Below are 25948 nucleotides of genomic sequence, written 5' to 3'. Positions count from 1 at the left end.
TTTTGTGAAGATGGCGTTTGTTGCGCATGTTGTTACCGGTACAAATGTCGGCGGGGCAGAGATCATGCTCTACCGTTATTTGCGGGCCCTGGGCGATGGGGCCGCGAATCAGCACGTAATCTCTCTCTTGCCGCATGGTCCCGTTTCCGAAATGATTTCGGCGCTGAACGTGCCGGTTTCTACCGTGGATATGCGCAATCTGGCCTCGGCACCCGCTGCGGCGGTGCGGCTGGCGCGGAAACTGGATCGAATGCGGCCCGATGTTATCCATGGCTGGATGTATCACGGATGCCTTGTTTCAACTATTGCGCGCAAATTGATGCGGCAAAAGCCCGCATTGGTTTGGGGCATTCATCATTCTCTGGCTGATTTGAAACAGGAAAAACGCGCGACGCGCATGATCCTGCAGGTCATGGCCAGAATGTCCGGGTCGGCGGACCATATTACCTATTGCTCCGAGGTGGCGCGCCGGCAGCACCGCCGGATCGGGTTCTCGGACCAAAATGACACGCTGATCCCCAATGCCATCGACTGCGCGGAATTCCGGCCCGACCCGCAGGCAGCGGACCGGCTGCGGGCGATCTGCGGGACGGGGCCCGGCACGCTGCTGATCGGCAACGTGGCGCGCGCCCATCCGATGAAGGATCATGTCTCGCTGGTGCGCGCCGTCGCCCTGCTGCGCCAGGCGGGGCTGGACCTGCACCTGGTCCTGATCGGGCACGGACATGCCGGCAGCCCCGCCGAGGCCGAGGCGCGGCGGCTGCAGGTCGCCGAACACCTGACCACCCTGCCCGCCCGCAATGATATCGCGCGGCTGGTGCCGGGCCTGGACCTTTTCGCCCTGTCCTCGGCCTGGGGCGAGGCGCAGTCGCTTGCCCTGGGCGAGGCGATGGCGGCCTGCGTGCCCTGCATCACCACCGACATGGGCGACTGCGCCTGGATGGTCGGCGACCCGCAACTGGTGGTGCCGCCCGGCCAGCCGCGGGCCCTGGCCGACGCCATGGCCCGCATCCTGTCCATGCCCGCCGCCGACCGGCAGCGGATCGGCCAGGCTGCGCGCCAGCGGGTCGAGGCCCTGCTGTCCCTGGACACCTATACCGGCGATCACGCCAAGGTCTATCGCAAGGCCCTGTCGCATCGCCCGTCCGCCCTTTCCGAGGCTCCGACATGACGATGGAACGACAAATCATCGCCCCTGCGCTGCCCGCCAGCACAGGCGCTTCCGGCCCGCGAATCGGCCTGTCCGACCTGGGCTGGCTGATCCGCCGCCAGTTCTGGCCCATGGTGATCGTGATCATCCTGGTCATGGGGGCCACGACGGCGATCCTGATGCGGACGCCGAACAGCTATACCTCGACCGCCGCGATGGCGCTGACGGTGTCGGAAACGCGGGTCAGCCGCGCCAATTCGCAGCTTGAAGCCTTTGACGTCACGTCGGCCCGCGTCCAGACCGAGATCGACATCCTGCGGTCGCGGGACTTCGCGGCCAGCGTCGCCGAATCGCTGAATCTGTTCGACAACAAGGCCTTCATCGGCGAGGCCGATCCCAACAAGCTGACCCCCGAACAGAAGGCCGCCGTGCTGGACCGGCTTCTGGCGTCCTATACTATCTACCGCACCGGCGAGAGCCTGGTGCTGAACGTCACCGCCACCGCCGATTCGCCCGAACTTGCGGCCGGGATCGCGAACACCGTCGTGACGGCCTATATCACGCGGTCGTCACGCGATGATCAGGTGCAGCTGGAAACCTGGGTCAGCTTCCTGCGCAACCGGGTCGAGCAGCTGGGCCAGGACCTGTCCGAATCCGAACAGGCGCTTGGCGACATCATCCGGTCGAACAACCTGGACGATGCAAGCCTGCCCACGAAGCTTCTGGCGGAACGCAACAACGCCGCGGACATCATCGCGGTCCTGCAGGGCGACCCGCGCAATGCCGAGGAAATCGCCCGCAGGCAGGAGGCCCTCGAACTCTACGAAGAGCAGTTGGCCGCGCGGACCCGGGCCGAACTTGCCCGCAAGCGCCAGGAACGCGTCGTCGACCTGCTGGCGACCCGCTACCAGACCGCGACCGAGCGCCTGAACGAGCTTGAACCGCAGCTGGACTTCGTGTCGCAAAGCGCCCGCCAGGTCACCATGGCCGAGGTTCCGACGCGCCCGTCCTTCCCGAACCGGCCCGCGACGCTGGCCGTGGCCTTCGCGGGGTCCTTCATCCTGGCCTTCCTGGTCGCGCTTCTGCTGAACTCGATGAGCCGCCAGGTCTGGAGCAGCGAACAGGCACGCGAGATCACCGGGCTTCCCACCATGGGCAACATCCCCCGGGTGCGTTCGCGCGGCGCGATGCAGCTGCGGATGCCGGGATGGGTTCTGATGATCCCCCGCTTCAGCGCCTTTGCCGAATCGCTGCGGGCCCTGCTGACCATCCTGACCAACTCCAGCAACCATCGCGGCAAGCGCGTGCTGATGGTGACCTCGCCCATGCAGCGGGAAGGCAAGTCCACGATCGCGGCCTCGCTGGCGGTGACGGCGGCGCGGGACGGCCTGGGGGTGCTGCTGGTGGACCTGGACCAGCGCCGCCCGGAAACCTTCCGCCTGCTGGGCGTCACGGGGCAGCGCGTCAACATCGAGGACCTGCTGATGAAGCGCCTGCCCCTGTCCGATGCCATCCAGAAGGTCGAGGACGGCAACGGCCTGTCGCTTCTGGCGCTGAACATCGCGGATCGCTGGAATCCCCGCATGGTGGAACAGTTCGGGGAAAAGGTCCTCAAGCCGCTGCGCGAGGAATACGACCTCATCATCTTCGACACGCCGCCCGCGATGCTGTCGGCAGACACGGGCCGGCTTGGCGGGCTTGCGGACGAGGCCCTGGTCGTCGTCAGCATGGGAAAGACCAGCACCCGCGCGCTTGCCGCAGCGGTCGAGCGCCTGATCGTCAGCGGCGTCAACGTGGTCGGCACGGTCATCAATTCAATCGAACACAATCGCGGGGGCATAGCGGATCATGGTGGATCTGGCCGCACTTTCTGACCGTCCGGCCCGCTTGACCGCGGCAGGCCTGTGCCTGCTGCTGGGCTGGGCCGCCGGTTCCGCCGTGGCGCAGGACATCGCCTTTCCGGGCGCCGAGGGCTTTGGCAAGGGGGCCACGGGCTGGCGCGGCGGCAAGCTTGTCGAGGTGACGACCCTGGCCGACAAGGGCAGGGGCAGCCTGCGCGATTGCGCCGAAAAGACCCAGGGGCCGCGCATCTGCGTCTTCCGCGTCAACGGCACGATCGAACTGGACAGCCCGATCATGGTCGGCTCGCAGGTCTATGTCGCGGGCCAGACCGCGCCGGGCAGCGGCATCCAGATCAGGCTGCGCGAGGCCGATCACAGCCCCCTGATCGTCAAGGAGGCGCAGGACGTCGTCATCCGCTTCCTCAAGCTGCGCCCCGGTGAAGGCGCGGGCCAGGGCAATACCGTCGATGCCCTGACGGTCGAGGATGCAAGCCGCGTCTACCTGGGTAACCTGTCGATGGCCTTCGCCCCGGACGAGACCTTCAACGTCCATGTCTCGGGCGGGGTGGCCTCGGACATCACGCTGGCCGACAGCCTGCTGGCCTTCAGCCTGGACAACGCCAACCATCCCGACGGGGCGCATTCCAAGGGCGCGCTGGTCTGTTCGACCGAGGGCAAGGGCTATGATTGCGGGCGGATCACGCTGTGGCGCAACATCTTCGCCCATCACCGCGACCGGATGCCCGACCTGAAGGCGACCGACATCGGCCCTGTCGAGGTGATCAACAACATCTTCTACGACCCGATCAGCCAGTTCGGCGAATTCTACGACCTGGCCGGGAACGCGCGCATCAGCTATGTCGGCAACCTGGCGATGGCCGGACCATCGACGGTCGATCCCCCGCCCGAGGCGGTGCAGGTCTTCGACTGGGTTCCCGATCACCTGATCTCGGTGATCGCGGAACAGAACCTGTCGCGCTATTGCAAAAGCGGCCAGCCGCTCGCGATCCTCAGCCCCTCGGCCCTGATCCACGAGATCCGCAACGGCCCGCCGCTGTCCGCGCCCGTCATGGACCCCGGCAGGCTGCCCGAGGAACTGCCCAGGACCACGGGCGACGCCCTTCCCGACCGCAGCCATCGCGACGAACTGGACAAGACCGCGCTTCGCAACCTGGCCCGCTGCCAGGGCAAGGTCATCGACAGCGTGGACCAGGTCGAAGGCTGGCCCGACCCCGTCCTCCGTCCGGCGGCGCCCGACGGCGACGGCGACGGCCTGCCCGACCCCTACGAGACCTCGAACGGCCTCGACCCGCAAAAGGCCGACGACATCTGGGCGATCAACCCGGCCAGCGGCCTGTCCCAGGTCGAGACCTGGCTTGCGGGGCTTGCGGGCGACATCGAGGCGCCAGGGCAATGACCGCGCCCGTCTCGCCCAGCCTCGCGCCCTCGTCCACGCTGCTGCGGCGCCTGGGAAAGAACCTTGCCTGGATCTTCACCTCGCAGGCGGGGATTTCGGTCCTGGGGCTGGTCTCGCTGGGCCTGACGGCGCGGACGCTTGGGCCGGCGGCGCTTGGCTATCTGGCCATGATCGAGGCCTATACCCGGCTGACGGCGCGGTTCCTGCATGTCGAACCCTGGCAGGCGGCCGTCTTCTACGGCACCCAGGCGCTGGAGGACAGGGATGCCCCCCGCTTCGGGCGGCTGATGTCGCTGTCGCTCTGGGCGGATCTGGCGGGCGGGTTGCTGGCGGGAAGCGTCGCGATCCTGCTGGCGGGGCCTGCCGCGCGGTGGATGGGGATGCCCGCCGAGGACGGCGTGCTGATGCTGGCCGTCTCGTCGGCGGCGCTGATCCTTGCCCCGCGCCCGACCGGCATCGCCGCCCTGCGGATCTATGACCGCTTCGACATCCTGGCGATGACGGATGCGGGAACGGCGCTGCTGCGGATGACGCTGATCGCGCTGGCCTGGCTGGCGGGCGCCGACCTGTGGGCCTTCGTGCTGATCCTTGCGGTTGTCACACTGGCCGACGGCTTGCTGCCCATGGTCATGGCCCTGCGCGAGATGCGGAGGCACGGGCACCGGCTTGCCGCCATCCGCCCGTCCGCCGCCCTTGCCGAGAACCCGGGCTTCCTGGCCCTGCTGTGGAACAGCAATCTCAACGTGATGCTGCGCCAGATGACGCAGCGCCTGGACATCATCCTGCTGGCGCCGATGCTGCCGGCGGCGGCCATCGGCTTCTATCAGCTGGCCCGCCGCATCGGCGAGGCGGCCCTGCGCATCGGCCGGCCCTTCAGCCAGGTCGTCTATCCCGAACTGACCCGCATGGTCGCCCGCAACCAGGTGGCCAAGCTGGGCCGCTTCGTGGCCCTGGTCACCCTTGGGCTGATCGCGGCCGAGGTGGCGGGACTGGCGGTCGTGATCGCGAACATGCAGGCGATCCTGGTCAACGTGTTCGGCCCCGGCTTCGAGGACGCGGTGCCGGTCGTCACCGTGCAGGCCATCGCGGTGGCCTTCTACCTGGCGGGCATGATGTTCGGCCCGGCCATGCTGGCCATCGGACTTGCCCGCGCCCTGTCCCGCGTGACCTTGCTGACCACCATCATCTTCTTCGCGATCCTTGTGCCGATGACACGGGCGATGGGCATCGAGGGGGCGGCGGCCACGCATCTGGTCACGAACGCGATCTGGCTGGCGATCTGCTGCTGGTTGACGCTGCGCCGCCTTGCCCGCATGAGGTCCGGCGCATGACCATGGTGTCCGCCATCCAGCCCGCGCAATCCAGGCGGCCCGCCTGGATCGAGAATGCCGAGCTGCTTTGCGCGGCGCTGACGGTCTTCCTGTCGCCGATGAACCACTTCCGGCTGGACTTCGTCTATTTCACCGCTTCGGACGCCGCAGCCCTGGCCTGCCTGTTCCTGATGACCATCCAGGGCCGCATTCCCACCCGCCCCTTCGGCGATGCGACGCCGATCTGGATGGGGGGATACGGGCTGCTGGTCACCGGGCTGATCATCAGTTCCATCGCGGCGGCGGTGGTGTGGGAAACCGTGACGGTTGTCGGGCAATACACCTTCGCCCTGTTCATCCTGCCGCTGGTCCTGGGCGGGCGGTCGCGCGAACAGGCGCTGATGCTGGTCAAGGTGCTGATCCTGTCCATCTGCGTGGTCATGCTGTTCGGCTTCTATGTCGTGCACGTGACCGGCCCCGACCCGGCCTATGACTTCATGTCCATCTCGGGGCGGATGCGGTCGCTTGTGGAACGCGAGAACGAATTGGCGGCCCTTGGCGCGATCACCGCCACGCTGGCCTGCGGCATGTACCTGCTGCAGCGCATGACCCTGCTGTCGCTGCTGCTGGCGCTGGGCATCGTCGGCTACGGCATCCTGCTGACCGGATCGAACACCGGGCTGGGCTGCACCGCGATCGGCCTTCTGGTGCTGGTTGTGTTTTCGGGCTCGCCCCGGCTGGTCTCGATCTTCTCGCTGATCGTGATAGTCGGCACGGCAGTCCTGATGATCAAGGGCACGGCCATGCTGCCGCCCATCTTCCAGGAACGCGTGCTGGGGGCGCTGACATCCGGCGACCTGAACGCGGCGGGAACCTTCACCGACCGCCTGCAACTGGTCAAGGAGGCCTTCCAGATCGCGGGCGACAACGCGCTGATCGGCCTGGGCGCCGAACAGTTCCGCCTCATCAGCGTGTTCCAGGCGCCGGTCCACAACACCTACCTGCTGCTCTTGTGCGAAGGGGGCATCCTGTCGCTCCTGGGGCTGGTGCTGCTGCTGATCGCGGGCCTCTACCTGTGCCTGGTCTGCCTCGCCTCGTCGCGGATGCGGGTCATCGGCACGCTGATCCTGGCCGTGCTGCTGATCTATGCGCTGATGCTGAACACCTTTCCGCATTTCTACGGCCGGTTCTGGAACGTCCCCCTGATCCTGCTGATGACCCTGGGGGCCAGCGCCCTTTCGGAACGCGCCCCCGCCCTCAACCAGAGACAGACATGAGAACCGCCGGACTTCTGCTGGCCCTGGGCCTTGCCGCCTTGCCGACCCTCCTTCGGGCCGATCCCTATCTTCTGAACCCCCAGGACCAGCTGACGCTGCGCGCGGCCTTCTGGAAGGCCGACGAGGGCCTGTATCTGGCCTGGGACGGGATCAACGGCACCTATCGCATCAGCCCCGAGGGGGACCTGCACCTGCCCCTGATCGGGCAGGTTCCGGCGGCGGACCAGTCCATTGCCACGCTGGCCCGGGACATCTCGCTGCGGCTTCAGCAGAAGGTCGGCACCGGCAATCCGCCCGAGATCTCGCTGGAGGTCAGCACCTACGCGCCGATCTACATCCTGGGGGCCGTGACCGCGCCGGGGGCCTATCCCTACCAGCCCGGCATGACGGTGCAGCAGGCCATCGCCCTGGCCGGGGGCGTGCTGCGCCCTGCCGCAGGGGTCGCCGCCGGCGCGCCGGATCGCGCCGCCATCTATGGCGGAGAGGTGAAGATGGCCAGCGACGCCCTTGCCCAGCTTCGGCAGACCAAGGCCTGGCTCGAGGCCGAGCTTGCCGACCTGTCCGCGCCCGCGGCGGATGCGCAGCGCACGACCGACGAAACCCCGCTGGAGCCGGTCGGCGCGGCGCTGTTCGCCGCGAACCGCGCGTCCCGCGGCGCGCAGACCGAAAGCCTCGGGGAACTGCGCAACGTCCTGACCGAGCAGATCCAGCGCTTCGAGCAGCAGATCAGCCTGCGCGACAGCCAGATCGCGCAGATCTCGGCCGACCTGGGCGGCATGGAGCAACTGCGCGACCAGGGCCTTGCCGCCAACGCGCGCGTCACGGCCCTGTCCACGCAGCTGAGCGACCTGGAAAGCAAGCGGCTGGATCTGGAAAACGCCCGCCTGGTGGCCGAGCAGCAGTTGAACCAGGCGACGCGCGACGAACTGAACGTGACCGAACAGGCCCGCACCGATTTCCTGGCCCAGTTGCGCCAGGTCAATGGCGAGATCCTGGCCAACGAAACCCGGCTTGCCACCGCGACGGCGCTTTACAGCTCGGCCGTGTCGGCGGGGGCGATGCCGGTGCCGGGGATCGACCCGCTGGTGCCCGAATATGTGGTGACGCCCCGCACGCCCGACCAGGAACAACGGCTGTTCCAGCCGACCGAGCTTCTGCCGGCGGGCAGCACCCTGAATGTGATGATGAAGGTCAACGAGGCGGCAACGCCGTTGGCAGGAGGCAAGTGAATGGTGATCCGGGTGCTGTTTCCCTTCGTCGGCGACACCTTCGGGGGCAGCCACATCTCGGCCCTGAAGCTGATCGACGGGCTGGACCCCGACCGGGTCAGGCCGCTGGTCCTGCTGCACCGCGACGGCGAACTGGCGCAGCGGCTGCGCGACGAGGCGCGCGAGTTCACCCTGTGGGAGGGGGGCGGCATCCTTGCGCCGCGCTACAGCCGCGACGGGCGCGATGTCGGGCCGCTCCGCTATGCGATCCGCGTGCTGCCCCGGATGCGCCGCTATCTGCGCGACTTGGACATCGACATCGTCCATACCAATGACGGGCGGATGCATGTCACCTGGGCCGCACCGGCGCGCCTGGCGGGCTGCCGCATGGTCTGGCACCACCGGGGCGATCCCACGGCCTTCGGCGTCAACCGCATCGCGCCCTTTGTCGCCGACCGAATCCTGACCGTGTCGCGCTTCGCCATGCCCTCGCGGCCCCTGCGCGACGTGTCGGGCCGGGTCGAGGTGGTGCGCAGCCCCTTCGAGCTTTCGGACCGGACACCCGACCGGGCTGCCGCGCGCGACATGATCCTGCGCGATCTGGGGCTGGCCCCCGACACGCTGCTGCTGGGCTGGATGGGCATCCTCAACCGCCGCAAGCGGCCGGACCACTTCGTGGAGGCGGTCGCGGCCATCGCCCGGCAGTCGGAACGGCCGGTGGCGGGCCTGATCTTCGGACGGCCCGAAAACCCCCAGGAGAAGCTGGACGAGGCCTGCCTCGATCTTGCGCGGCAGCACGGGATCGCGGACCGCATCCACCTGATGGGCTTTCGCAGCCCGGCCGAGACCTGGCTGGCGGGGCTTGACGCGCTTCTGATCACGGCGCTGAACGAACCCTTCGGCCGGACCCTGATCGAGGCGATGAATGTCGGCACCCCCGTCATCGCGACCGATCACGGCGGCAACCCCGAGGCAATCGAGGACGGCCGCACGGGCTTCCTGGTCGATCCCGACCCGCCCAGGGCCTTTGCGGCCCCTGCCCTGCGGCTTGCGACCGATCCCGGCCTTGCTGGCCGCATCGCCCGCGCCGCCCAGGCCGAGGCCCGGACCAGCTACGGGGTGGACACGCATATCACCCGCGTTACCGCAATATACCATGAACTTGCCGGCCAGGCGCCGCGGCAAAGGGGACTCCATGCACAAGCCTGACTTCCTGATCATCGGCGCCGCGAAGTCGGCGACGACCTGGCTGCAGCAATCGCTCCAGGCCAATCCGGGCATCTTCATGCCCGATCCCGAGCTTCACTTCTTCTCGCGCCATTACGACGACGGCATCGACAGCTACTGGCGCCAGTTCGATGCGGCCGGGGAACGGATGGTGGGCGAGAAGTCGAACACCTACCTGTCCGAACCGGCGGCGGCGGCGCGCATCGCCCGGCATTTGCCGGACGTGTCGCTGATCGCCCAGTTGCGCGATCCGGTCGCCCGGGCCTATTCGGACTATTGCATGTTGTTCCGGCGGGGCGAGGTCGGTGCCGACATCGACGCCCATCTGGACCCACGCCGCGCCGCCGAGGGCCGCTTCCTGTCCCATGGGCTGTATTCGCGCCAGATCGACCGCTTTCTCGACCTGTTCCCCCCGGAACGCCTGCTGGTCCTGTTCTACGAGGACATCAAGGCCGATCCGCGGAACAGCCTTGACCGGCTGGCCCGGCATGTCGGCTGTCCCGAGGCGCTGGCCCGGCCGGTCTCGGAACGCGTCAAGGATGCCCGCAGGCCCGTGGTGCCGCCCCGGCTGCGCAAGATCCTGACCCCCCTCCGCCCCGTCCTTGATCCGGTGCGCCACCTGGCGCCGATGCGGATGATCCGTGCGGGCGTCGCTAGGGAACTGGCCTATCCCCCGCTGTCCCCGGATCTGTCGGCGCGGATGGCCGATTTCTTTGCCGAGGACATCGCCCGGCTGGAACGCCTGACCGGGCGCGACCTGTCCATCTGGCCCTCGCGCGGGCGGACAAGGCAGGATGCGGCCCATGTCTGACGGAAAGGCCTTTCCGATCCTGTTGTCGTCGGCGGGCCGCAGGGCCGGTCTGCTGAATTGCTTCCGGCAGGCGGGACGGCGCCTGAACCGCGACATCGTCCTTCACGCCGCCGATCTGGAACCGGACCTGTCCTCGGCCTGCGCCCTGGCCGATCACGCCCATGGGGCCCCGCGCTGCGACGACCCCGACTTCATCGACCGGATGCTGGGCATTTCCCGCGACCATGGCATCCGCCTGATCGTCCCGACCATCGACACGGAACTGGCAGCCTATGCCGAGGCAGCCGACCGCTTCGCCGCCATCGGCACCAGGGTCCATGTCAGCGGTCCCGACACCGTCGCCATCGTCCGCGACAAGAACCGCACGGCCTCTGTCCTGGACGCGGCGGGCGTGCCGGTGCCCGCGACTCTGACCGAACAGGATCTGCGGCGCGATCCCCGGGCCGCCGACTGGCCGGTCTTCGCCAAGCCCTCGGGCGGCAGCGCCAGCCGCGGGCTTGCCGTCTTCCGCTGCGCCTCGGACCTGCCCGACGCCTTCCCCGAGCCGATGATCTTCCAGACCTTGCTGGAAGGGCCGGAATACACGGTCAACGTCTTTGTCGATCGCGAAGGCGCGCTGCGCTGCGTCGTCCCGCATCGCCGCCTGCGCATCCGGGCCGGAGAGGTCGAAAAGGGCCGCACCGAGAACCGCGCCGACCTGCGCGCCATCGCCGAGCGGCTGGTGGCGGCCCTGCCCGACGCACGCGGCAGCCTGTGCTTCCAGCTGATCGACGATCCGCGCCATGGTCCCCGCGTCTTCGAGATCAACGCCCGCTTCGGCGGCGGCTATCCGCTGGCCGACCATGCCGGCGCGTCCTTCGCCCAATGGCTGATCGAGGAGGAACTGGACCTGCCGCGCAGCGCCGGCGACACCTGGCGCGACGGCGTGCTGATGCTGCGCTATGACGAAGCGGTTTTCCGGGGCTGACCATGCTGGTCTTCGACCTTGACGACACCCTGTATCTGGAACGCGACTTCGCCTTCAGCGGCTATGCCGCGATCGGCGCGCATCTGGACCGGACCGACGGGCAAGGCGCCGGACACCGTTTCGCAGAAACCTGCCGGATGCTGTTCCTGTCGGGCGAACGCAGGCGGATCATCGATCGCGCGCTGGCCACCCTGGACCGCCCGTCCCGCCCGGACGAGGCGGCGGCGCTGATCGCGCTTTACCGCGACCATGTCCCGCAGATCGCCCTGTGCCCGGATGCCGCCGCCTTCCTGGACCGCTGGCCGGGCCGGATGGGCCTGATCACCGATGGTCCCGAACGCACGCAACGCAACAAGATCGACGCGCTGCGCCTGACAGGCTGCCTTGACCCGATCATCCCCACGGGACAATGGCCGCTGGGCTTCGGCAAGCCGCACCCGCGCGCCTTCGCCATGATGGAGGCCATCGGCCAGGGCCGCTGCATCTATGTGGCCGACAATCCCCTGAAGGACTTCGTGACGCCCAAGGCGCGGGGCTGGATGACCATCCGCCTTGCCCGCCCCGAACGCGTCCACCATTGCCCCGCACCCGATGACGCGCACGAGGCCGAGGCCGTGATCACGACATTGAACGATCTAGACCCGCTGCTGGAAGGCTGGACGCAACACTGACCGGCACGCGATCGTCGATCAGCGCGTCCCATTCCGACAGGATGCGCGCCGGATCGTGCATCCAGATCGCGTGGTCGGTATGACCGGACAGCTCCCGCCGCCGCTCGGGCGAAAGGGCCAGCTCGTGCATGGCGCGGGCCAGGGCGCCGACGTCCTCGGGGGGGACCAGGACGCCGTTCCTGCCGGGAAAGATCTGCTCGCGGGGGCCATAGTCGCAGTCGAAGGCGACAACCGGGATGCCGGTGATCGTGGCCTCGGTCAGGGTGTTCATGTAACCCTCGAAGCGAGAGGACACGACCAGAAGGTCGGCCCTGGCCAGCCAGTCGGCCGGCCCGGCGCTGCGGCCCGGAAGGCTGACCGTATCGGCAAGGCCAAGGGCATCGCGCTGGGCTTCAAGCTCGGGGCGCGACGGTCCCTCGCCGAAGATGGTCAGCGTCACGCCCTCGGGGATCGGCTTCAGGCTGGCAAAGGCCTGCAGCAGCAGGTCATAGCCCTTCTGCGGGTCCAGCCGGCCCACGGCCACGATCCGGCATCCCTGGTCCTGCGGCTGCCGCTGGACGGGGATCGGCGGGCAGGCATTGACGATGACCTTGGCCCGCGACCGGCAGTGGCCGGGCAGCGCCATGCGCGCGCGGTCGGTCTGCATGACGATCCCGTTCGCGCGCCGCATCATCAGGGTCTGGGCATGGCGCAGCAGGGCCGTGGCCTGCTTGTGGGGGTTGTTCCGTTCCGACACGATCACCCGGATGCCCGTCCTGATGCTGGCCGTCAGCGTCAGCACGTTGATCTTGGTCAGCATCGAGATGACCAGATCCGGCTTTTCGCGCCGGAGCAGCCTGCGCAGCCAGACCAGCCGGTGGAAATGCTTGCTGCGGCCATAGCGCGACCGGCCCGTCTCGAACGAGACAAGGCGGATGTCGGGGGGATAATCGAAATAGGAGCCCTTCTCGGGCATCAGCATCCCCGCAACGACGACCTCGTCACCCTTCGCGGCCCGGTGGCGGGCCAGCATGGCGACGATCTTTTCGGCGCCGCCGGCGTCGAACCCACCTTGGATGAACAGAATCTTCATGCCGATTTCCGATGCAGGACAGAACCTTCGGGCCAATAGCCGTCATCGGCATTCAGCGCGCTTTCGACGATGGGGGCGTGCAAATCCTTGGTCTGCAGGAAGATGCGGCCGATATATTCGCCGATGATGCCCAGGAACATCGCGTTCAGGGTGATCGACAGCAGCAGCAGAACCGTCGTCGTGGCGAAGCCCGCAGGCCATTCCTGGCCGAAGACCAGCCGGCCGATCAGGTAGAAGATCATCAGCAGGAAGGTCAGCAGACCCACGATCAGGCTGATGTTCGAGGCCAGCCGCAGCGGCAGCAGCGAATGGTTGACCAGCGCGTCCACCGCCAGCGACAGCATCGCCCGGAACGGGAACTTCGACAGCCCGGCGGTGCGCGACTGGCGTTCATAGTCGAAGCCCGTCTGCCGGAAGCCCATGGCCGAGATCAGCCCGCGGACATAGGGCGAACGGTCGCGGATGCCGCGCAAGCGGTCCAGCACCCGGCGGTCCACCAGCCGGAACTCGCCCGCGTCGCGGGGCAGCTCGTCCGGGCTGACCTTTGCGATGAACCAGTAGAAGCCCTTGCGCAGCGCCGTGACCAGAACCCCGTCAGGCAACGACCGGCGGACGCCATAGACGACCTCGTTGCCATCCGACCACAGCTTCAGCATCTGCGGGATCAGCTCGGGCGGGTCCTGCATGTCGCTGTCGATCTGGATCGCGCAATCGCCGTTCGCGGACTGGTAGGCGTGCAGGATCGACCGGCCATAGCCCACGTTGCGCGAAAAGCGGTACACGCGCAGCCGGGGGTCGCGCGCGGCAAGGCCCTGCAGGATCTGGAAGGTCTGGTCAGAGGAATGGTTGTCGTTGACGATGATCTCAAGCCGGTATTGCGGCAGGGTCTCGAACACATCCACCACGCGGTGATAGCAGCGTTCGATGTTTTCTTCCTCGTTCAATGCGGGGATCAGGACTGAAACAAGCTTCTTGTTCACGTTGCACCTCGTGCCAGGCAAAGGCGATCGCATTCGTCATTCAGGATATCGGCCAGGGCCTGCCGCCGGTCGATGCGCGGCCGCCATCCCAGGGCGACCAAGGCGGGGGACGGCGCGGCGGTCACGCGGTCGGCGGCCCCCATGCCGGGATCGCCGATGCTTGCGACGCGGCAGGAGCCGACCGACGCGATCTCGTCGGCAAGCGCCGCCATGGTCACCGGCCGGGCGTCGGACACGGTCAGCACGGGCGGCAGTCGCGCCGCATGGTCGGCAATCGCCAGCAGCGCCGCGACCACATCCGCGACATGCAGCAGCGACCGCTGGGCGGCGGGGTGGCGCAAGGCCTGCGGCCTGCCGGAAACCGCGGCATCGATCAGGCGCGGCACCAGGAAATCGGGCGACTGCCCGCGGCCATAGGTCAGCGACAGCCGGGCGGTGACGGCGGGAAACCCGGCCATGGCCCGCACGCCGCGCAGGTAATGCGTTCCCAACAGCGCCGACAGCCCATAGGCCCCTGTCGGGCATTCCGGCCCGTCGTCGCGATAGGGCGTCGGAGCCGCGCCGTATTCCGCCAGCGTCCCCGTCCGGACAAAGGCCGTGGGGGGCACGTCGGCCAAGGCTGAAACCATCCGGACCAGAGGGTCCAGGTTCTGCCGGATGGCATCGCCTGCCGCTGCCAGGCTGCCGGGGCCTGACTGGGGGAAGCGGGTCCGGGCGGCCAGAAAGAACACCTTGGCCGGGACCAGGTCACGGGCGGCTTGCGCGAAATCCTCGGGCGGCAGGCGCAACAGCCTGTAGCGCCCCTCCAGATCCGCAAGGCGCCAGGGGTCCGAGTCCGGCCGGGTCAGCACCGTCACGCAATCGCCGCGCGCGATGCAGGCCCGGACCAGATGCGATCCGATGAAGCCCGTGCCGCCCGTGACCAGGATCTCAGGCATCAGGCTTGCGTCCGATGACCTGGGGCGAGGGCAGCGGCACGATGAACTGCCCGCCCGCGGCCTCGTAATCGGCAAGCTGGCTGCGGATCTCATCGAAGAAGTTCCAGGCCAGCACCAGCAGGTAGTCCGGCTTGCGTTCCGCGATGGTCTCCACCGGCAGGATCGGGATCTGCATTCCCGGCGAATAGGTGCCGTGCTTCAGCGGGTTGCGGTCCACCAGATAATCCAGCTTGTCCGGCCCGATGTTGTAGAAGTTCAGGATCGTGTTGCCCTTGGCGGGCGCGCCATAGCCGGCGATCTTGGCGCCCTTGGCCTTCAGGTCGTCCAGCAGCGCCAGCAGGTCCTGCTTGGCGTCCCTGGCACGATCCCCGAAGCGGTCATAGGCGGCAGCGTCGCGGACGCCCGCCGCGTCCTCCTGCGCCAGGAAGTCGGTCACGCGGTCCGAGACGGCCTCGTGGCCCGGCCGGCGCATGAAGACGCGCAGCGATCCGGCATGGACCGGCAGCAGTTCGACATCCACGACCTCCAGCCCCGTGCGCTTGCCCAGTTCGACCATGGACCGCAGGCTCAGCTCCGAGATGTGCTCGTGATAGACGTTGTCGAACTGGTTCTTCTCGATGATCGCCTTGGCCCAGGGCACCTCGACCACGAAGACGCCGTCATCGGCCAGCAGCGTCATCACGCCTTCGACAAAGCCCGTCAGGTCGTCGATGTGGTTGAAGGTGTTGGTCGCCGAGATCACGGCCGCGGGGCCATGGGTTTCGCGAAGCTCGGTCGCCACCTGGGGCGAGAAATAGGCGATGTGCACCGGAACGCCGCGTTCCTCGGCCATGGGGGCGATGTTGGCGGCGGGATCGACGCCCAGGACCCGCGCGCCCTTTCTGGCCGCGAAACCCAGCATCAGCCCGTCGTTGCAGCCGATATCGACGATCAGCCCGCCCCTGGCCCTGTCCATCAGCACGTCGGCCAGACCGGAGAAATGGTCGTGCATGGTCGCCGCGCCCGAGGGCACGTAAAGGTAATGGCGGTAATAGTCGGCGGGCACCTGGTCGGCGACCTGGATCAGGCCGCAATCCAGGCAGGCCTGCGCGTTCAGCGGCCAGGCCTTGTGGTCCCGGCCCAGTTCGTCAGGACGCAGGAACATGTTGGCGGGCGGATGATCGCCCATCGCCAGGAACAGCTTCAGCCGGTCCGAGCCGCAGGTGCGGCAGTAGACCAGCGTCGAGGGGCGGGCGGCGGGTTCCGTCATTTCGCGTGCTCCTTCGTGTATTGCCTGGCGAAGTCCATGAAGCTGTCATGCATGTAGGCGATCTGGTCGGGCTGCAGGCCGTGGTGGCAGGCCAGCAGGATGCCGCCCTTCATGACCTCGTCCGCCATGGGATAGCCGCCCGGCGCCGTGCGCGCGGGAAGGCCCTTCATCGCGGGCTGGCGCAGGATGTTGCCGGTGAAGACCGGGCGGGTCTGGATGTCGTGGCTTTCGAACCAAGTCTGCAGGGCGCGCCGGTCGAAGGGCGCGTCCGGGCGCAGCGTCAGCGGGAAGGCCAGCCAGCCGGTGCGCGACCGCGGCAGTTGCCGCGGCAGGACGAACCACTCCTCGTAGGCGCCGAAGAACTTTAGGTGGGCGGCGAAGTTCGCCTCGCGCGCGGCGATGTTGCCTTGCAGCTTGTCCAGCTGCACCAGCCCGAAGGCCGCGCCCATCTCGGACGGCTCGACGTTCCAGCCAAGCTCCTCGAACAGGAACTTGGAGTCGTAGGGGATGCCGTCCAGTTCGACGTTGAAGCGGTTTTCCAGCGCCTCGCTGTCGGCGAACAGCGACGAGGATCGCCCCCAGGACCGCAGCAGCAGCGCGCGTCGGTTCCATTCCTCGTTGTTGACGCACAGCATTCCGCCGTTGCCCGCGCAGTTGATGACGTGCGAGCCGTAGAAGCTGGTGGTCGAGATGTCGCTGTAGACCCCTGTCGAGACCCCGTCGATGGTCGCGCCCAGCGTGTCGGCGCTGTCCTCGATCACCAGAAGGCGGTGTCGGTCGGCGATCTCGCGGATGCGCTTCCAGTCGGGCAGGTTGCCGATCAGCGACGGGATCATCATGGCCCGGGTCTTGGGGCCGATCATCTCCTCGATCCGGTCCACATCGATGTTGTAGGTGCCGCGCGCCGCATCGACGAAGACGGGCACCATGCCGCCCCGCACGATGGGCGCGACGGTGGTGGCGAAGGTCAGGACGGGCGTGATCACCTCGTCGCCGGGCTGCAGCCGCAGAAGCTCCATCGCGAGATAGTTCGCCGAGGAGCCCGAGTTGACCATGATGCCGTGGCCCTTCTCGAATAGCCGTGCGACGCGCGACTGCATCCTGCGGACGTGCTCGCCCATCTGGGTGGATGTCCGCAGCACCTTCACGACTGCGGCGATCTCGTCTTCTCCGTGCACGGTCTGGCCATAATTGACGCGCATCTCAGGCACTCGCTCCATCATTCATCGGGTGAAATACAAGTTCTCGGCCGCAGCGATCGACATAGGCGTCGATCTGGGCCTCGGTGAAGGCGCGCATGTCCTGGCCCTCGGCGTCCGCCCGGTACCATTCGGCCGTCAGGCTCAGGGCCGAGGACAGGTCCAGCCGCGGCTTCCAGCCCAGCTTCACATGGGCCTTGGTGCTGTCCAGCCGCAGAAGCCCGGCTTCGGGCAGGCCATTCGGGGCCGGTTCGATCCGGTAGGGAAGCCCGCCCGGCCAGTGCAGCGACAGGGTCGCGATCAGCGTGGCGACATCGACGGTGGCCTCGTTGCCGGGGCCGAAGTTCCACGCGCCCGCCACCCGCTCGGGGTCCTCCAGCAGCCACTCGGCCAGGGTCAGATAGCCGGACAAGGGTTCCAGCACATGCTGCCAGGGCCGCACGGAACCGGGATTGCGGATGACGGTGGGCTGTCCCGACCGCGCGCCGCGCATGATGTCCGGGATCAGCCGGTCCTCGGCCCAGTCGCCGCCGCCGAAGACATTGCCCGCGCGCACGCGGACGATGCGCGGACCGCCGGGTTCCTGGAAGAAGGACTGCGACCAGGCCTCGGCCGCCAGTTCGGCTGCCCCCTTCGAGGCGCTGTAGGGGTCCTTGCCGCCCATGGGATCGGTTTCGCGATACCCCCAGACCCATTCGCGGTTGTCATAGCACTTGTCGCTGGTGACCACGACGATGCCGCGCAGATCCGGCTGGCGGCGCCCCAGGTCCAGCACGTTGGCCGTTCCCATGACATTGGTCAGGAACGTCCCGACCGGATCGGCATAGGACGGGCGGACCAGGGACTGCGCCGCCATGTGGATGATGATCTGCGGGCGGAAGTCGCCGACCGCCCTCTCCAGTTCGGCGCGATCGTTGATGTCGGCCAGCCGGCTGTCGATCAGGTCGCCGATCCCGGCCCCGTCAAAGAGCGAGGGTTCCTGGGGTGGCAGGGACACGCCCCTGACCTCGGCCCCAAGCCGCGACAGCCACAGCGACAGCCAGCCGCCCTTGAAGCCCGTGTGCCCGGTCAGCAGGATTCGCTTGCCTTGAAGCCTGCTGCCCGGAGATGTCACCCATCTGACCTGCATCTTCCCGTCCCGCGCTAGATAGCCACCATGCGACGCGTCTGCTGGGGCGTCGCGTTGAAGTTCAGCCATGGCGGCAGGTCCTCTTGCGCCAGCTCGTTCAGGGTGTTGCGGTCGCGGATCGTGTCCATCGGATGCCAGAAGCCGTAGTGGCGATAGGCCATCAGCTCTCCGTCGCGGGCCAGCTGCGACAAGGGCGTCTGCTCCAGCGGTTCCATCTCGTCCACGAGATAGTCCAGGACCGCCGGTTCGAAGACGAAGAAGCCGCCGTTGATCCAGGTCTCGTAACCCAGCACCTTCTCGGTGAAGGCATCGACGCGGTCGCCCCGCAGCTCCAGGCTGCCGAAGCGGGCGGGCGGCTGCACGGCGGTGACCGTCGCAAGCTTGCCATGGGCGCGGTGGAAATCCAGCAGTTCTTGGATGTTTACGTTCCCCAGGCCGTCGGAATAGGTGACCATGAAGGTTTCCCCGTCCAGCCAGTCGCGCAGCCGGGCGATGCGCCCGCTGGTCATGGTGGTGGGGCCGGTATCGACGACCGAGACGTTCCAGCCGCCCGGCGCGCGGGGGCGAAGCTCCATCCGGCCGGTATCGACCGACACGGTGATGTCGTTCGCGATCAGGTGATAGCTGGCGAAGAACTGCTTGAGCATGTTGCCCTTGTGGCCCGCGGCGACGATGAAGTCGCGGTGGCCGAAGGCGCTGTAGATATCCATGACGCGCGCGATGATCGGGCGGCCGCCCACCTCGACCATGGGCTTGGGGATGGAAACGGTTTCCTCTGCAAGCCTTGATCCAAGGCCGCCGGCGAGAAGAATGACTTTCATGTCCTAACCTCCTGTGTTCAGGGCAGCGCGCGTTTTCAGGGCCGGGTAAACAGGACCCCGGTCCCGTAGCGGTCGCTTAGTTCCGTCAGTTCCGTGCGCCGGTAGCCGTTCGCCTGGGCGAACTGCACCAGCGGCGCTTCCAGCTTTTCGTCAAAGCCCGTGAGGATCGCGGCGGGCATGTCCGCTTGCAGGACGGCCGTGATGTCCGCAGGGCCGATCATGCGGTAATGGGCGCGAAGTCCGGGCGGCGTGTAGTCCGCGACACGATAGGCAAAGGGTCCGGTCGCGAATTCCGGATAGACCGGCAGCCCGCCTTCCAGCGGATAGACCGGATTGATCGTCAGCACCCGTTCCCCGGCATGGCCCGCGTCGGCCAGGACATCGGCAAGGTGCTGACCGGCGCGGTGAACCTTGCTCACCGCCGTCTCGTCGGGGTGGCGCAGCGTCACCAGGCCGTCAGCCAGCCTTGGAAGGGCCAGCATCAGGCACAGCGCCGCGGCCACCCCTGCCGCCGTCTCCAGCTGACCGGAGTGCCGGACGGTGTTCCGGGCCAGGACCGCGATCAGCAGGGGCAGGCAGATCAGCGGCTGGACATAGTATTGGGGAAAGGCGGGCGTCGGCAGGAAGCTCATGGCGGCCGCCAGGGCAAACATGACGGCCAGCATGATCGCGGGACCGGCCACGTCGGCGCCCGTCGCGGTCTTGCGCGGCAGGGCCAGGGTCAGCCAGCCCGCCAGCATGGCGACGAAGACCAGCAGCAGCGCGCTGCCGCGCAGCCAGACCGTATAGGCCAGGCGCAGCTTGTCGCCCAGGCCGGTCACAAGGTTCGGCTCGTCTGCCTGGTGGTCGCGCCAGTAGTCGATATGCGGGCCGGTGTGGAAGCCCAGCACATGAGCCAGGAACAGGTCCGGCTGTGTGGCAAGGAACCAGAACAACGGCAGCGTTCCAAGGATGCCTCCCAGCATCACCGGCAGGGTGACATGGCGCAGGCGCAGGCCCATGGGCAGGGATCGCGGCAGGACAAAGGCCGCGACAACCAGCACCGGGACAAAGGCCACGGCGCTGACCTTCATGCCCAGCGCAATGGCGACAAGCAGGCCGGACAGGAACAGCAGGACGAAGCTGTGGCGTCCCTCGACCACCTGCCAGGTGAACAGGCCCAGGCCCACGAAGGCGAAGGCCAGGGGCAGCAGGTTGTTGGTGGCCGCCATGCCCGCCTGTTCCAGCAGCACGTCGCTGCAGACCAGCGCCAGCACGCCCAGCAGCGCCACCACCCCCGACCGGGAGATCAGCCACAACAGGCCGCCGCCGCCGAACACCAGCAGCAGCCAGCCCAGGAACACGGCGACCCGCCCGGCCTCCAGCAGGCCGATGCCGGGGAACGCCAGGTGGACCAGCCGGAACAGCCAGGCCGAATACGGCAGGTGGTTGTAGAAGAAGTCGCCGTAAAGCGACATGTGGCCCAGAAGTTCGGCAGGCGGCACGAACAGCATCTCGTCCCGGCGCAGGCCGAAATCCATCATGCGCCCCCAAAGGCCCGCCAGGACCAGGGCCAGCAGGATGCCCGTCAGCGCAAGGCTGCGGCTGGGGCTGCGGACAAGGCTGCGCGCGGCGCTGTTATCCGATGCGATCACGATCCACCCCCTTGCCGGACGACAGAACACGGGACACCAGCAGGAATGACAGCACCACCATGGGCGCAAGCAGCAGAAGCTGGGCTGTCAGCGGGTCGAAACCCGCGCCTTGCATGGTTCTCAGCGACAGGGCGTTGACCGCCCACAACAGGACATAGGCCCCGACATAGGCCGGCAGCCGTGCGAAGCCGCGGCAGGCAAAGACGATGCGGGCGTGCATTCCATAGTTCCACAGGACGCCCAGGACGAACTGTACGGCCAGTGCCGCCTGCGGGGGCAGCCCGGCCGCCAAGCCTGCCGCATAGATGCCATAGCCCACGGCCGTGTTGACCAGCCCCACGGCGACAAAGCGGCCGAAGCGGCTGAAGGCGGCGGCAGGGGGAAGGACGAGATCAGCCATGGACCGGCTCCTCCAGCCCGATCGAGGTCAGGATCAGCCGGTTGATGTCGTGGACATCGTTGTTGGCGGCGACCTGCGCGCGCGCGGCGCGGCCCATGCGGGCGATCAGCCCGGGCGCCTCGATGAAGCGCCGCATGGCGGCCGCCAGGGCTGCCGCGTCGTTCACCGGCACCACGAAGCCCGACACGCCGTCGCTGATGGTCGATCCGCAGCCCGGCGCATCCGTGGTGATGACCGCGCGGCCCGACGACATCGCTTCCAGGATGGACCGCGGCACGCCTTCGCGCAGCATGGTCGGCAGCACGAAGACCGAAGCCTCGCGCAGCCAGGGCCGCACGTCGCGGGTGGCGCCGGGCAGGTCGGCAATGCCTTCGGCGCGCCAGGCGGCAAGCGTCTCGGCCGGGACCGCGTCGGGATTGCTGTCGGTCGGACCCAGCAGGCACAGATCGAACCGGGCGCCTTCGGCGCGCAGAAGCCGCGCCGCCTCGACCAGGATCTCGGCCCCCTTGCTTTTCAGCAGGCGGCCCACGAACAGGAAGCGCACGGGATCCGCCGGAGGCTCGCTTGCCGCGAAATGGCGGGTATCGACGCCCGATCCGGGCACGCGCACCAGCCGCGCATGGGGCGGAACAAGGCCAAAGGCGCGGATGTCCCGTTCCTCGGCGTCGTTGTAGCAGAAGGCGATGGTGACGCGGCGCAAAGCCAGCCGGTGCAGCCGGACAACGATGTCCCGGATCAGCCGCCGCCGCCCCATCGGGGCAGGATCGTTGAAGGCATAGCCCAGGCCCGTGAACAGCGGCGTGGTGCGCACGCCCGCCAGGCGCCCGGCCAATGCGCCATAGACGATGGGCTTCATGGTGTAGGGCAGGACCAGATCCGGCTTTTCGCGCAGAAGGATGCGCAGGATCGCCTGCAGCGTGACGACGTCGCTGACCGGATTGACGCCCGTGCGGCTCATCGGGATCTGCCGGAAGCGGATGTTCTCGGCCCGCAGGGCGGCGGCGGTCGCCTCGTCGATTTCGGGCGACAGGACCAGCAGGTCATGGCCGTTCGCCATGATGCGGCGCAACAGTTCCAGCCGGAAGTTGATCAGCGACCAGCCGAGCGAGGCGATCACCACCACCTTCTTGCGGTGCCGAAGCGCGGCCGTCGCAGAGGCGAAGGCTTCGCCGGCAGCGAATGATGCATTCATACGGCTGCCCCCACGGCGATCGGGCTGCGTTCGGGAAAGCGGATCAGGGGATGGGACGGGGCCGGCGCGACAAGGGCCGGTTCGTGGGTCGGGTCCTCGTAGCCCGGCACGGCCGAGCGGAGGAGATGGCGCACCGCCCGGTCGTCCCCGGCCGCGGCCGCCGCTTCCAGCCGGTGCATGACGGCGCGAAGGGCGGCAATGGGAACGCCCACCGGCGAGGCGCCGCGGACGCCCGGGAAGACCTCGGGGTGGACAGTCTCGTTGGCGTCGAACAGTTCCTCGAACAGCTTCTCGCCGGGGCGGATGCCGACGACCTTGATCTCGATGTCCTTGCCCGGCACCTTGCCGGCCATGCGGATCATCCGTTCGGCCAGATCCATGATGCGGACCGGCTTGCCCATATCGAGAACGAAGATCTGTCCCAGTTCCGAGTTCTCGGCAAGGCCGGCGGCGGCCGACAGCAGCGTCAGCTCGACCGCCTCGCGGATGGACATGAAATAGCGTTCCATCTTGGGATCGGTCACCGTCAGCGGGCCGCCCTGCGCGATCTGGCGCTGGAACAGCGGGATCAGCGAACCGGACGATCCCAGCACGTTGCCGAAGCGGACCACGAAGAAGCGGGTCTGCTCCTCGGTCGCGCGTGTGGCGCGGTCCTGGGCCTGGCAATAAAACTCGGCCACGCGCTTGGTCGCGCCCATCACGTTGGTGGTGTTGACGGCCTTGTCGGTGGAGATCTGGACCATCGCCAGCACGCCCACGCGCCGGGCGGCATCGGCGACGTTGCGCACGCCGATGATGTTGGTCAGCACGCCGTCGCAGGGGTTCATCTCGACCAGGGGCACATGCTTCAGCGCGGCGGCGTTGAACACGAATTCGGGCCGATGCTCGGTGAAGATGCGGTCGATGCGCTCGCGGTTGCGGATGCAGCTCACATAGATCTTGCGCGGCACGTCGGGGAAATACTGCCCCAGCGCCATGTCGATGTTGTAGGCGTTCAGCTCGCAGGATTCGATCAGGACCAGTTCCTGCGGGCGCAGGGCGGCAAGCTGGCGCGCAAGCTCGCTGCCGATCGACCCGCCGCCGCCCGTGACCAGCACCCGGCGGTCGCGGAACTGCTGAAACAGCAGGCTTTTCTGGACCCGCATCTGCGGACGGTCCAGGATCGTCTCGGGGTCGATGGTGATGACGGGCACATGGCGCGGATCGACCGCGGCGCGCGGCGTCCCGATGTCGGGCAGGGCCGAGACCCGCACGCCGTTCCCGTCGGCCCAGCCCAGCAGCCGCCGGATGCCGTCGCTGTCGAAATGGGTGACGGGTTCGGTCAGCAGCAGCATCTCGGGGCGTTCGGCCAGGCGTTCCAGCTTGGCGATCAGCGCCGCGGGATTGCGGACCGACCCGACGATGCGGACATCGCCGAAATACAGCTCGGTCGTGCCGCGCGCGTCGTCGATGATGCCGATGGCCTTGAACTGCGCGGCCGGGGCCCGCAGCGACCGCAGGAACAGGTCGCAGGTCGCCCCCGTCCCCACCACCAGGACCGGAATCCGCCCCCGCTCTCCGCTGCGGTTGCGGATCAATTCCCGGCCCCGGGCCGCAAAGCGGACGGCAGCCAAGGCGGGGGTCACAATCAGAAATTGAATAACGAAGACATTCAACGGAATATCGTCGGCATAATCAAATGCGGAGGATATCAGGCGAACGACGAAAATGGTCACGAAAGCCGCCGTCACAAGCCGCTGGACGTCCCTGAAGGACGACGACCGGGCGACGCGGCGATAAAGACCAAGGAAAGGATACAGAAAAAGGCTCGTGACGGCCGACAAAAGGATATAGGCTTGGATTTCCTGAACTGAAATGGGCGGAAGCATCGGCCCATAACCCAGGACCAGGGCAGCCACGGCTGCAAACGCGGCGACGGCAATATCGAAAACATACAACCGCCGATTGACGTTCAAGCCGGACAGTTGTAGAGATTGCCGGGAAACATGCTTGATGTCATGCGAATTGAGGGCCGCGAAACGCCGCATCAGAGTACTCATAAAAACACTACTCATTACCTGATCCGCCAAACAGCGGAGATCACGACTTACCACACGAAGATATTAACAAAATTTTCCAAATCGCGAGCCTAAATCTTGCGATCCGGCGAACAAAATGTAGCTTTTCAGTAGCGTTCTGAAAAACAATAAGATTTTAACGAACTGGCGCCCGATTGTGCCTGAAAACAGCCCTGCGGCAGAGTTTCAATACTGCCGACCCGCATCCAGGGGAAAGACTTTGTTCGCTACAGACCCGAATCACGGGATTTGGTTCCATCGCCCATTAACCAGTTTTGAAAAGCGGCGCAGAAACATCCAGTAAATGAATATGTTCCGAATTACTCAACTCCAGACAGAAATATGGCTGCAATTACCATTTTCAGGCTCCGAAGGCCCGGCCATCTTTCCGGCAGGCCGCTGGCACGGCGAGGCTACGGAAGACCTTGCTCTCAGGGACAGGCGCGCGACCGGATCGACGTCCTTCCGGGCCTGACAGCGGCCCCGGGCACGGCATGGCTGCCATGCCTGAACTGCCATGCGGCGACCCGGCCATCGTCGACAGCGGGGCGGCGGACCCACCCGCCGCTCCGCTGCCCGCGTCCGTCATGGGCCTGCGGAATGGCCTACGCCGCCCAGCCTTCCAGAGAGGCGACGAAGGCCGACAACCAGGCGTTGGTCTGATGCCCGTCAAGCGAGCGGTGGTCGATCGTCAGCGAGACATAGGCCATGGGCCGGATCTGGATCGTGTCGGCGCCTGCCACCTCGCGCACCACGACGCGCTTTTCCAGCTTGCCCACCCCCAAGATGGCCGATTGCGGCTGGTTGATGATGATGGGCGCCGCCAGCAGCGATCCCGACACCCCGTGGTTCGAGATGGTGAAGGTGCCGCCCGCCATGTCGGCGGGGGTCAGCAAGCCTGCGCGGGCGCGGTCGGTCTGGTCCTGCAGGGCCGCCGCCACCCCCTTCAACGACAGGTTCTGCGCCTGGCCGATCACCGGGACCACCAGCCCCTTGTCGCCAAGCGCCGTGCCGATGCCAATGTTGATGTCGCGGAAAACCTCCAGCCGGTCCTCGTGCCAGCGGCTGTTCACGGCGGGAACCGCGCGCATGGCGGCCACGCAGGCCATCACGATGTAGGCCGTGTAGCTGAGGTTGATGCCGTCCCCGGCGAACTCGGCCTTGTGCTTGGCGCGGTGGGCCATCAGCGGGCCGAAATCGGCCTCGAACACGGCCGTGACCTGCGGCGCCTGCGTGACCGAGGCCAGCATGTTGCGCGCGATCGCCAGCCGCATCCGGTCATGGGGCACGAAGGTCGAACCGCCGGAGGGCGCCGCCTGCGCTACGGCAGCGGGCGCGGCCGGTTGCGGTGGCGCCGCGGGACGCGCCCTGGCGGCGGACCGGACGTCGTCGCGCGTC

Annotated in this window: 22 protein-coding genes; 10 read left to right on the top strand and 12 right to left on the bottom strand. The window is 67.4% G+C overall.

The window, feature by feature from the left end; all coding sequences use genetic code 11:
- Positions 1 to 10: 10 nt before the first annotated feature.
- The 10 genes from J0F76_RS07575 to J0F76_RS07530 are packed head-to-tail and all read left to right on the top strand — an operon-like array spanning position 11 to position 11879.
- Positions 11 to 1171, top strand: coding sequence for a glycosyltransferase (locus tag J0F76_RS07575; RefSeq protein WP_278250408.1), 1161 nt, complete (start codon positions 11 to 13; stop codon positions 1169 to 1171).
- Complete coding sequence (locus J0F76_RS07570) at positions 1168 to 3024, top strand: GumC family protein (RefSeq protein WP_207467441.1); 1857 nt, start codon at positions 1168 to 1170, stop codon at positions 3022 to 3024. Before J0F76_RS07575 ends, J0F76_RS07570 begins: the two co-directional genes overlap by 4 nt.
- A complete protein-coding gene (locus J0F76_RS07565) occupies positions 2999 to 4408 on the top strand; it encodes a pectate lyase family protein (protein WP_207467439.1) in 1410 nt (469 codons plus the stop codon). Before J0F76_RS07570 ends, J0F76_RS07565 begins: the two co-directional genes overlap by 26 nt.
- On the top strand, positions 4405 to 5739 hold the full coding sequence (locus J0F76_RS07560) for a lipopolysaccharide biosynthesis protein (RefSeq protein ID WP_207467437.1): 1335 nt from the start codon (positions 4405 to 4407) through the stop codon (positions 5737 to 5739). Before J0F76_RS07565 ends, J0F76_RS07560 begins: the two co-directional genes overlap by 4 nt.
- Positions 5736 to 6995: an O-antigen ligase family protein gene (locus J0F76_RS07555; RefSeq protein ID WP_207467434.1), complete on the top strand. Its 1260-nt coding sequence runs from the start codon at positions 5736 to 5738 to the stop codon at positions 6993 to 6995. The genes J0F76_RS07560 and J0F76_RS07555 overlap by 4 nt, the downstream gene beginning before the upstream one ends.
- Positions 6992 to 8224 (top strand): polysaccharide biosynthesis/export family protein, encoded by a 1233-nt coding sequence (locus tag J0F76_RS07550; protein WP_207467432.1) that lies wholly within the window; start codon positions 6992 to 6994, stop codon positions 8222 to 8224. Before J0F76_RS07555 ends, J0F76_RS07550 begins: the two co-directional genes overlap by 4 nt.
- Positions 8225 to 9412 (top strand): glycosyltransferase family 4 protein, encoded by a 1188-nt coding sequence (locus J0F76_RS07545; protein WP_207467430.1) that lies wholly within the window; start codon positions 8225 to 8227, stop codon positions 9410 to 9412.
- Positions 9399 to 10241 carry a sulfotransferase family protein gene (locus J0F76_RS07540; protein ID WP_207467428.1) on the top strand — a complete coding sequence of 281 codons (843 nt, stop codon included), beginning with the start codon at positions 9399 to 9401 and terminating at the stop codon, positions 10239 to 10241. The genes J0F76_RS07545 and J0F76_RS07540 overlap by 14 nt, the downstream gene beginning before the upstream one ends.
- A complete protein-coding gene (locus J0F76_RS07535) occupies positions 10234 to 11208 on the top strand; it encodes an ATP-grasp domain-containing protein (protein ID WP_242690056.1) in 975 nt (324 codons plus the stop codon). The genes J0F76_RS07540 and J0F76_RS07535 overlap by 8 nt, the downstream gene beginning before the upstream one ends.
- 2 nt (positions 11209 to 11210) lie before the next feature.
- Positions 11211 to 11879 carry an HAD family hydrolase gene (locus J0F76_RS07530; RefSeq protein ID WP_207467426.1) on the top strand — a complete coding sequence of 223 codons (669 nt, stop codon included), beginning with the start codon at positions 11211 to 11213 and terminating at the stop codon, positions 11877 to 11879.
- On the opposite strand, the gene J0F76_RS07525 is transcribed toward J0F76_RS07530, so the two are convergent.
- The 12 genes from J0F76_RS07525 to J0F76_RS07470 all read right to left on the bottom strand — a co-directional run.
- Positions 11827 to 12951, bottom strand: coding sequence for a glycosyltransferase (locus J0F76_RS07525; RefSeq protein WP_207467423.1), 1125 nt, complete (start codon positions 12949 to 12951; stop codon positions 11827 to 11829). The genes J0F76_RS07530 and J0F76_RS07525 overlap by 53 nt on opposite strands.
- Positions 12948 to 13931, bottom strand: coding sequence for a glycosyltransferase family 2 protein (locus J0F76_RS07520; RefSeq protein WP_341351569.1), 984 nt, complete (start codon positions 13929 to 13931; stop codon positions 12948 to 12950). Before J0F76_RS07520 ends, J0F76_RS07525 begins: the two co-directional genes overlap by 4 nt.
- Positions 13928 to 14869, bottom strand: a complete 942-nt coding sequence (locus J0F76_RS07515) for an NAD-dependent epimerase/dehydratase family protein (RefSeq protein ID WP_207467419.1) — start codon at positions 14867 to 14869, stop codon at positions 13928 to 13930. The genes J0F76_RS07520 and J0F76_RS07515 overlap by 4 nt, the downstream gene beginning before the upstream one ends.
- Positions 14862 to 16118, bottom strand: a complete 1257-nt coding sequence (locus J0F76_RS07510) for a class I SAM-dependent methyltransferase (protein WP_207467417.1) — start codon at positions 16116 to 16118, stop codon at positions 14862 to 14864. The genes J0F76_RS07515 and J0F76_RS07510 overlap by 8 nt, the downstream gene beginning before the upstream one ends.
- A complete protein-coding gene (locus J0F76_RS07505) occupies positions 16115 to 17320 on the bottom strand; it encodes a DegT/DnrJ/EryC1/StrS family aminotransferase (protein WP_207467415.1) in 1206 nt (401 codons plus the stop codon). Before J0F76_RS07505 ends, J0F76_RS07510 begins: the two co-directional genes overlap by 4 nt.
- A 1-nt stretch (position 17321) precedes the next feature.
- Positions 17322 to 18515, bottom strand: coding sequence for a CDP-glucose 4,6-dehydratase (rfbG, locus tag J0F76_RS07500; protein ID WP_207467412.1), 1194 nt, complete (start codon positions 18513 to 18515; stop codon positions 17322 to 17324).
- Positions 18461 to 19267 (bottom strand): glucose-1-phosphate cytidylyltransferase, encoded by an 807-nt coding sequence (gene rfbF, locus J0F76_RS07495; protein WP_207467409.1) that lies wholly within the window; start codon positions 19265 to 19267, stop codon positions 18461 to 18463. The genes rfbG and rfbF overlap by 55 nt, the downstream gene beginning before the upstream one ends.
- A 35-nt stretch (positions 19268 to 19302) precedes the next feature.
- Positions 19303 to 20901 (bottom strand): hypothetical protein, encoded by a 1599-nt coding sequence (locus tag J0F76_RS07490; RefSeq protein ID WP_207467407.1) that lies wholly within the window; start codon positions 20899 to 20901, stop codon positions 19303 to 19305.
- Positions 20885 to 21301, bottom strand: coding sequence for a GtrA family protein (locus tag J0F76_RS07485; protein ID WP_207467405.1), 417 nt, complete (start codon positions 21299 to 21301; stop codon positions 20885 to 20887). Before J0F76_RS07485 ends, J0F76_RS07490 begins: the two co-directional genes overlap by 17 nt.
- Positions 21294 to 22493, bottom strand: coding sequence for a glycosyltransferase family 4 protein (locus J0F76_RS07480; RefSeq protein WP_207467403.1), 1200 nt, complete (start codon positions 22491 to 22493; stop codon positions 21294 to 21296). Before J0F76_RS07480 ends, J0F76_RS07485 begins: the two co-directional genes overlap by 8 nt.
- Positions 22490 to 24118: a polysaccharide biosynthesis protein gene (locus J0F76_RS07475; protein WP_207467401.1), complete on the bottom strand. Its 1629-nt coding sequence runs from the start codon at positions 24116 to 24118 to the stop codon at positions 22490 to 22492. The genes J0F76_RS07480 and J0F76_RS07475 overlap by 4 nt, the downstream gene beginning before the upstream one ends.
- Before the next feature lie 1037 nt (positions 24119 to 25155).
- Positions 25156 to 25948, bottom strand: a 793-nt coding sequence (locus tag J0F76_RS07470) for a 2-oxo acid dehydrogenase subunit E2 (protein ID WP_207467399.1), incomplete at its 5' end; no start/stop codon positions are given.

This window comes from Paracoccus fontiphilus, from assembly GCF_017356265.1.
In the GTDB taxonomy this organism is placed as follows: Bacteria; Pseudomonadota; Alphaproteobacteria; order Rhodobacterales; family Rhodobacteraceae; genus Paracoccus; species Paracoccus fontiphilus.
Note: the sequence above shows the minus strand (reverse complement) of the source record. Positions and strands in the feature narration are given on the sequence as shown.

What these genes read in the sequence shown, in the direction of transcription:
- J0F76_RS07550 (WP_207467432.1), top strand. Translation starts at nt 6,992, where the DNA reads ATGAGAACCGCCGGACTTCTGCTGGCCCTGGGCCTTGCCGCCTTGCCG.
- rfbF (WP_207467409.1), bottom strand. Translation starts at nt 19,267, where the DNA reads ATGAAAGTCATTCTTCTCGCCGGCGGCCTTGGATCAAGGCTTGCAGAG.
- J0F76_RS07555 (WP_207467434.1), top strand. Translation starts at nt 5,736, where the DNA reads ATGACCATGGTGTCCGCCATCCAGCCCGCGCAATCCAGGCGGCCCGCC.
- rfbG (WP_207467412.1), bottom strand. Translation starts at nt 18,515, where the DNA reads ATGGCTGAACTTCAACGCGACGCCCCAGCAGACGCGTCGCATGGTGGC.
- J0F76_RS07540 (WP_207467428.1), top strand. Translation starts at nt 9,399, where the DNA reads ATGCACAAGCCTGACTTCCTGATCATCGGCGCCGCGAAGTCGGCGACG.
- J0F76_RS07485 (WP_207467405.1), bottom strand. Translation starts at nt 21,301, where the DNA reads ATGGCTGATCTCGTCCTTCCCCCTGCCGCCGCCTTCAGCCGCTTCGGC.
- J0F76_RS07570 (WP_207467441.1), top strand. Translation starts at nt 1,168, where the DNA reads ATGACGATGGAACGACAAATCATCGCCCCTGCGCTGCCCGCCAGCACA.
- J0F76_RS07560 (WP_207467437.1), top strand. Translation starts at nt 4,405, where the DNA reads ATGACCGCGCCCGTCTCGCCCAGCCTCGCGCCCTCGTCCACGCTGCTG.
- J0F76_RS07515 (WP_207467419.1), bottom strand. Translation starts at nt 14,869, where the DNA reads ATGCCTGAGATCCTGGTCACGGGCGGCACGGGCTTCATCGGATCGCAT.
- J0F76_RS07505 (WP_207467415.1), bottom strand. Translation starts at nt 17,320, where the DNA reads ATGCGCGTCAATTATGGCCAGACCGTGCACGGAGAAGACGAGATCGCC.
- J0F76_RS07530 (WP_207467426.1), top strand. Translation starts at nt 11,211, where the DNA reads ATGCTGGTCTTCGACCTTGACGACACCCTGTATCTGGAACGCGACTTC.
- J0F76_RS07510 (WP_207467417.1), bottom strand. Translation starts at nt 16,118, where the DNA reads ATGACGGAACCCGCCGCCCGCCCCTCGACGCTGGTCTACTGCCGCACC.
- J0F76_RS07575 (WP_278250408.1), top strand. Translation starts at nt 11, where the DNA reads ATGGCGTTTGTTGCGCATGTTGTTACCGGTACAAATGTCGGCGGGGCA.
- J0F76_RS07545 (WP_207467430.1), top strand. Translation starts at nt 8,225, where the DNA reads ATGGTGATCCGGGTGCTGTTTCCCTTCGTCGGCGACACCTTCGGGGGC.
- J0F76_RS07480 (WP_207467403.1), bottom strand. Translation starts at nt 22,493, where the DNA reads ATGAATGCATCATTCGCTGCCGGCGAAGCCTTCGCCTCTGCGACGGCC.
- J0F76_RS07565 (WP_207467439.1), top strand. Translation starts at nt 2,999, where the DNA reads ATGGTGGATCTGGCCGCACTTTCTGACCGTCCGGCCCGCTTGACCGCG.
- J0F76_RS07525 (WP_207467423.1), bottom strand. Translation starts at nt 12,951, where the DNA reads ATGAAGATTCTGTTCATCCAAGGTGGGTTCGACGCCGGCGGCGCCGAA.
- J0F76_RS07535 (WP_242690056.1), top strand. Translation starts at nt 10,234, where the DNA reads ATGTCTGACGGAAAGGCCTTTCCGATCCTGTTGTCGTCGGCGGGCCGC.